The sequence below is a fragment of the Vreelandella sedimenti genome (assembly GCF_013416325.1).
In the GTDB taxonomy this organism is placed as follows: domain Bacteria; phylum Pseudomonadota; class Gammaproteobacteria; order Pseudomonadales; family Halomonadaceae; genus Vreelandella; species Vreelandella sedimenti.
The window spans coordinates 440331-446393 of record NZ_JACCGK010000001.1 but is presented as its reverse complement, the minus strand read 5'-3'; the positions used below and the strand labels follow the sequence as shown (position 1 = coordinate 446393).

Genomic DNA, 6063 nt, shown 5'->3' with positions numbered 1-6063 from the left:
GGTCGGGGATGCCCTGGTTTTTCATCCAACTGCGGTACATAAAACCGTTCTTATCAGCCGTGCCAAACCATTCAGCACTGCGCAGCGGACGTTGACGTTGGCCCATGAGGTTAACTCCTTGTTTTAGTTAGGTGACGGCTGACGACCTGAGAGTTGGCGTCGAGAGTGGGTGCCGAATGCGCAAGACACTAAACTACCTCGCCAATATAGTCGACCATACAAAAGTATATGTTGAACAATTGCTCTTAATGTTCAACATTACTCTCCCACGTGGGTCATTGGCCCGTTGCATTACAGCGTTAACCACCACGCTCTCCACAACAAAAAACTTGAGGAATAGTGCTATGCTCAAATCGAAATACAGCTCGCTACTCACTGGTTCCGTGCTACTGCTGGGCCTCTCTGCGGCCCAGGCAGCCGAGTACGAATGGAAATTTCAGGCGTCAGAAACCTCGGGCGAACCCAGCTTTAAGATCAAACAAGAGTGGGCCGAGCGCATTACGGCAATGACCGATGGCCGTGTTGAAATCGAGGTAATGCCGATTAATTCCGTGGTTGGCCCTACTGAGACATTGACCGCCGTTAGCTCAGGGATTCTGCAGGGTCATATGACCGACCCCAGCTACTTCTCTGGCCAGGATCCGGCTTTTGGTATGCTCGGCAACCTTGTCGGTGCCTGGCAGAACCCCTACGATTTCCTGGAGTACATGAAATACGGCGGCGGTGAAGAGCTTTACAACGAACTGGTCGAACCCTATGGCGCCCACTTGATCAGCGCAGCGACCTTTCCGTTGGAGTCGGTACCCTCCACGGTGCCCATCGAATCCATCGCTGACTTTGAAGGGCTAAAAATCCGTGCCCCTCAAGGCATGGTGTACAACATCTTCGAGCGCATTGGCGCCACGCCCGTCAACCTGCCGGGCTCTGAGGTGTATACCGGCCTGGAAAAAGGCGTTATCGACGCCGCGGACTCCACGGTGCTCTCGAATAACGACGCCATGGGCCTGCACGCTTTCGCCCCCTACCCGCTCTACCCTGGCTTTCACTCCATGCCCATGATCGCTGTGTCGATCAATAAAGACATCTGGGATGGCTTGCCCGAGGAGCTACAGACGACCCTCAATACCGCCTTTGATGGCATGGCCTACGACCTGATTGCCCGCCTCAAGGAGCAGGATATTGAGACCCTGCAGCGGCTTCAGGATGACCCAGACGTTCACCCCTTCAACTTACCCGAAGAAGAGCGTCAGAAATTCCGCACCGCGGCTGAGCAGGAGTGGCAAGAGTGGGCGGGTGAAAATGAGATGACCCAGAAGATTTATGACTCGGCGACCGCCTTTTTGCGCTCGCGCAATCTGCTCTAACTCTGTGCTCTCAACTCTCTGCTCACAACCGGCCTCATTAATCTAACCAACGCAGCGCTCGGGCAAACACCCCGAGCGCTGCGCGTAGAGTCGCGCCATGTCTCAAAAAACGCCTGACAATCAAACCTCTTCGCCGAATACCCAGGATCTCCCCGAGATCCTCGAAACGGTGGAAGAGGTGTCTCCCGAACGTAATGCTTTAGACCGCTTAATTGCACGGGGCGGCCGTGCCGTTTCCTGGCTCGTGCTGGTCGCGATGGGCATCAGCGTCGTCGAAGTCTTTATGCGCTACGGTTTCAACAACCCCACCTCCTGGGTACATGAAACCGTCGTGTTTCTGATCGCTGTTATCTTTGTACTGGGCGGCCCAGCGGCCATGGCGCGCAATAGCCATATCCGCGTCAAGGTGCTTTACGACAGCGCCGGGCCTAGGTTGAAATGCTGGATGGATCGTTTCAACGACCTGCTCACCCTGATTTTCTGCCTGACGATGAGCTATGCCGCCTTTCATATGTTCTGGGGAGCTTCGCATAACCCGCTCGGTGAGTGGTCGCTGGAGCGCTCCGGCACCTCTTGGAATCCGCCCTTTCCCGCTATGGTCAAGGGCATGATTCTGTTTGCTCTGGTGTTGATGACGCTACAGGCCTGCCTGCATCTGTGGGAATCGATTAAAGCGAAACCCGCTGCCAACATCGAGGAGGCGCGCTGATGGATATTTCAACCGCAACGATCCTCATGGTCGGGGCCATTTTCGCGCTACTGGTCACCGGTCTGCCGCTGGCGTTTATCACCGGCTTGGTAGCGATGGCGTTCACCTTCGGCTGGTTCGGCGAAGCGGCGCTGCCCCTGGTCACCAGCCGCGTTTATGGGTTTATCACCGAGTATTCGCTGGTGGCGGTGCCCATGTTCGTGTTGATGGCATCACTGCTGGATCGCTCCGGAATCGCCAAAGACCTGTTCAACGCCATGCGCGTCTTCGCCGGTCGCCTGCCAGGTGGCGTGGCGGTGCAGACCATCGTGGTAGCGTTCTTCCTGGCCGCTCTTTCGGGCATTATCGGTGGTGAGATCGTGCTGCTTGGGATTCTGGCGCTGCCCCAAATGCTCCGCCTGGGCTACGACAAACACCTCTCTATTGGGGTGGTGTGTGCCGGGGGCGCCCTGGGCACCATGATGCCGCCCTCAATCGTGCTGATTATCTACGGTCTGATCGCCAGCGTATCGATTGCTGACCTGTTCGCCGCAGCCGTGACGCCAGCGGTGATTTTGATGGGTTGCTACATTGCCTATGTGCTGGTGCGCTGCCTGAGAAATCCCGCACTGGGACCACCGTTAGATAGAGATACCCAGGATAACCCTTTCGCCACTAAGCTGGACGCGGTTAAGGCCATTCTGTTACCAGGGCTGATCGCTTTTTTAGTGCTGGGCACTATCTACGGTGGTATCGCTTCGGTCACCGAAGCCGCGGCCATGGGTGTTTTCGGTGTACTGCTCGCCACTATTGTTCGCGGCGAATTCACCCCGGGTATGCTGCACCATAGCCTTGGGCAGACCATGAATACCTGCGGCATGATCATCTGGATCGGCATCGGCGCCGCCGCCCTGGTGGGCGTCTATAATTTAATGGGCGGCAACCGTTTTGTTTCGAGCTTGATCCTGGGACTCGATGTAGCGCCCATTGTGATCATTCTGGTGATGATGGCGATTATGCTCGTGCTGGGGCTATTCCTAGACTGGATCGGGATCGCCATGCTGGCTCTGCCGATCTTTCTGCCTATCGTTATTCAGCTCGGTTTCGATCCGATCTGGTTCGGCATTCTATTCGCCGTGAATATGCAGGTATCGTTTCTGTCGCCACCCTTTGGGCCCGCCGCCTTCTACCTTAAAAGCGTGGCACCGCCGGATATCAGCCTCAAGGATATTTACCTGTCCGTACTGCCCTTTATGGCCATTCAGCTGTGCGTACTCGCGGCGCTATTGATGTGGCCGCAACTGGCCATTTGGCCACTATGATGACCGCTACACTATTGACTGACTCTGCATAAGGAGACCGCCATGCGACTGATTCAGTGTGACCATCAGGGCCAGGTTCGTGCCGCCCTGGTCGAAAGCGAAGAGCAGGTCAGACTGCTCGACTGCGACACTTACACCCTGGCCAATCGGGCCATTGCCGCCGGCAAGCCACTTAGCGACATGCTGACGGAAGCATTGACCGACACACGCCTGGATTATCAAGCGCTGGTCGACAATAAGCGGCTGCTACCCCCGCTGACGCATACCGACCCGGCCCACTGCCTGGTCACCGGCACCGGCCTTACCCACCTGGGCAGTGCCGACACCCGCTCGGCGATGCACGCCTCTTCTCAAAAACAGGCCCAAGCTGCTGAAGAGGATATGACCGACTCCATGCGCATGTTCAAGCTGGGTGTGGAGGGCGGCAAACCCGATACAGGCCAGTTAGGTGCGCAGCCGGAGTGGTTCTACAAGGGCGATGGCCAGTGCGTGGTGGCGCCAGAAGCAGAGATTCCATCCCCCGCCTTCGCCGAAGATGCAGGCGAGGAACCTGAGTTGGCGGGCCTCTATGTGATTGGTGATGACGGCCAGCCCTGGCGGGTCGGCTACGCCCTCGGCAACGAATTTTCTGATCACGTGACCGAGCGCTTCAACTATTTGTGGTTAGCTCACTCCAAGCTACGCGCCTGCAGCTTTGGTCCCGAACTGTTGATCGGCGAACTGCCTGCTCATCTGGAAGGCACCAGCGCTATTCATCGCAGTGGTGAAACAGTGTGGGAGAAACCCTTTCTCACCGGCGAGGCCAACATGGCCCATAGCCTGGCCAACCTGGAGTATCACCACTTTAAATACCCGGGCTTCCGCCGCCCCGGCGATGTGCATGTGCACTTTTTCGGTACCGCGACACTGAGCTTCGCCGACGGCATCAAGGTGCGCGAGGGCGATCGCTTTGAGATCAAAATCAATCAGTTTGGTCGCGCCCTGCGCAACCCACTACGGGTGGAAGCAGACGCACCGACCATCAGCGTAAAGTCGCTTTAACGTACTCTAACCACCCCAGCAGGAGGAAGTATGACTCTGGAAGGTAAACTACTGATCGGTCAGCAGGCCATCAGCGGCCAACAGGCTGACATTCATGCGGTAAACCCCGCCACCGGCGAAACACTGGCGCCCGCCTACCCCGGCGGCAGTAAGACCGAGGTCGAACAGGCCTGCGCATTAGCCGAGGCGGCTTTCGATAGCTATCGCGAGACCACCTTAGAGGCGCGGGCCAGCTTTCTTGAAACCATTGCCGTCGAGATCGAAGGGATCGGCGATGAACTGATCGAGCGTGCCATGGCCGAAACCGGCCTTCCCCGCCCGCGTTTAGAGGGCGAACGTGGGCGTACCTGTGGCCAGTTGCGGCTCTTCGCCTCGGTAGTGCGTGCAGGTGAATGGCTGGATGTACGTATCGATCCGGCCATGCCCGATCGTGAGCCGCTTCCCCGCGCAGACCTGCGTCAGCGCCATATCGGCCTGGGCCCGGTGGCAGTGTTTGGCGCCAGCAACTTCCCGCTCGCCTTTAGCGTTGCCGGTGGCGATACCGCCTCCGCGCTGGCCGCCGGCTGCCCGGTAGTGGTCAAGGGCCACTCTGCCCACCCCGGCACCTCCGAGCTGGTAGGCCGCGCCATTCAACGCGCGGTTGCCAAGTGCGAACTCCCCGAGGGCGTTTTCTCGCTGCTGTTTGGCTCGGGCCGCGAAATCGGTCAGGCGCTGGTTGCCGACCCTCGAATCCAGGCAGTGGGCTTTACCGGTTCACGCAGCGGCGGCACGGCGCTCATGGCCACCGCCCAGGCGCGGCCGCAGCCGATCCCGGTCTACGCCGAGATGAGCTCCATTAACCCGGTGTTTCTACTTCCGGAAGCCCTCAAGGCACGCGGTAAAGCGATTGCTGAGGGGTTTGTCGGCTCACTCAACATGGGTGCCGGGCAGTTCTGCACCAACCCTGGGTTGGTCATTGCGGTTCAGGGCCCTGAACTGGACGCCTTTGTTGCGGCGGCCGGGGAAGCGGTTAAGGGCAGTGCTGCCCAGACCATGCTGACGCCGGGTATCCATGATGCCTACCAACAGGGCGTAGGCCGACTCGCCAGCCACGGCAAGGTGACCGAGGTGGCACGCGGCCAGGCAGGTGAGACAGCTCACCCCAGCCAGGCCGGACTGTTCGTTACCCAAGCCGAGGCGTTTCTGAGTGACCCCGCGTTACAGGAAGAGGTGTTCGGTTCGACGTCATTGGTGATCGCCTGTGCTGACACCCAGGAAGTGGCCCGTGTTGCGGCTCAGTTGGAAGGTCAGCTCACCATTACACTGCAGATGGATGACGGTGACTTGGCGGCTGCCAAACAACTGCTGCCGACGCTGGAGCGCAAGGCCGGACGTATCCTGGCCAACGGCTGGCCGACGGGTGTAGAAGTGTGCCACGCCATGGTGCATGGCGGCCCTTATCCTGCCACCTCGGATTCACGCACGACCTCAGTAGGTAGCGCAGCGATTTTCCGCTTCCTGCGCCCAGTGTGCTATCAGGCACTGCCGGAAGGGCTACTGCCCGACGCTATTCGTGATGGCAATCCTGCAGGAGTATCGCGTCTGGTCGATGGCAAGCGTGAATAATGTAATAAAGCCAGCGATGGCTTCACGATAGCCTTATAAAACA

General features: G+C 58.5%; 5 protein-coding genes. All 5 read left to right on the top strand.

The genetic code is table 11. The annotated features are described in order from the left end of the window. Positions 1–344 precede the first annotated feature (344 nt). The 5 genes from HZU72_RS02000 to HZU72_RS01980 all read left to right on the top strand — a co-directional run bounded on the left by HZU72_RS02000 (position 345) and on the right by HZU72_RS01980 (position 6020). The gene (locus tag HZU72_RS02000; protein ID WP_022521929.1) at positions 345–1364 is read left to right on the top strand and encodes a TRAP transporter substrate-binding protein; all 1020 of its coding nucleotides are present in this window, start codon (positions 345–347) and stop codon (positions 1362–1364) included. A 97-nt stretch (positions 1365–1461) separates the two neighbouring features. Then, a complete protein-coding gene (locus HZU72_RS01995; RefSeq protein WP_180090107.1) occupies positions 1462–2073 on the top strand; it encodes a TRAP transporter small permease subunit in 612 nt (203 codons plus the stop codon). Beyond that, positions 2073–3374, top strand: coding sequence for a TRAP transporter large permease (locus HZU72_RS01990; protein ID WP_009287507.1), 1302 nt, complete (start codon positions 2073–2075; stop codon positions 3372–3374). Before HZU72_RS01995 ends, HZU72_RS01990 begins: the two co-directional genes overlap by 1 nt. A 42-nt stretch (positions 3375–3416) precedes the next feature. Then, positions 3417–4415, top strand: a complete 999-nt coding sequence (gene araD1, locus HZU72_RS01985; RefSeq protein WP_180090105.1) for an AraD1 family protein — start codon at positions 3417–3419, stop codon at positions 4413–4415. Positions 4416–4445: 30 nt separating this feature from the next. Continuing rightward, the gene (locus HZU72_RS01980) at positions 4446–6020 is read left to right on the top strand and encodes an aldehyde dehydrogenase (NADP(+)) (RefSeq protein WP_180090103.1); all 1575 of its coding nucleotides are present in this window, start codon (positions 4446–4448) and stop codon (positions 6018–6020) included. Positions 6021–6063 lie beyond the last annotated feature (43 nt).

Bases quoted from the DNA above. Each gene is read 5' to 3' on its own strand.
- araD1 (WP_180090105.1), top strand. From the start codon at position 3,417: ATGCGACTGATTCAGTGTGACCATCAGGGCCAGGTTCGTGCCGCCCTG.
- HZU72_RS01995 (WP_180090107.1), top strand. From the start codon at position 1,462: ATGTCTCAAAAAACGCCTGACAATCAAACCTCTTCGCCGAATACCCAG.
- HZU72_RS01990 (WP_009287507.1), top strand. From the start codon at position 2,073: ATGGATATTTCAACCGCAACGATCCTCATGGTCGGGGCCATTTTCGCG.
- HZU72_RS01980 (WP_180090103.1), top strand. From the start codon at position 4,446: ATGACTCTGGAAGGTAAACTACTGATCGGTCAGCAGGCCATCAGCGGC.
- HZU72_RS02000 (WP_022521929.1), top strand. From the start codon at position 345: ATGCTCAAATCGAAATACAGCTCGCTACTCACTGGTTCCGTGCTACTG.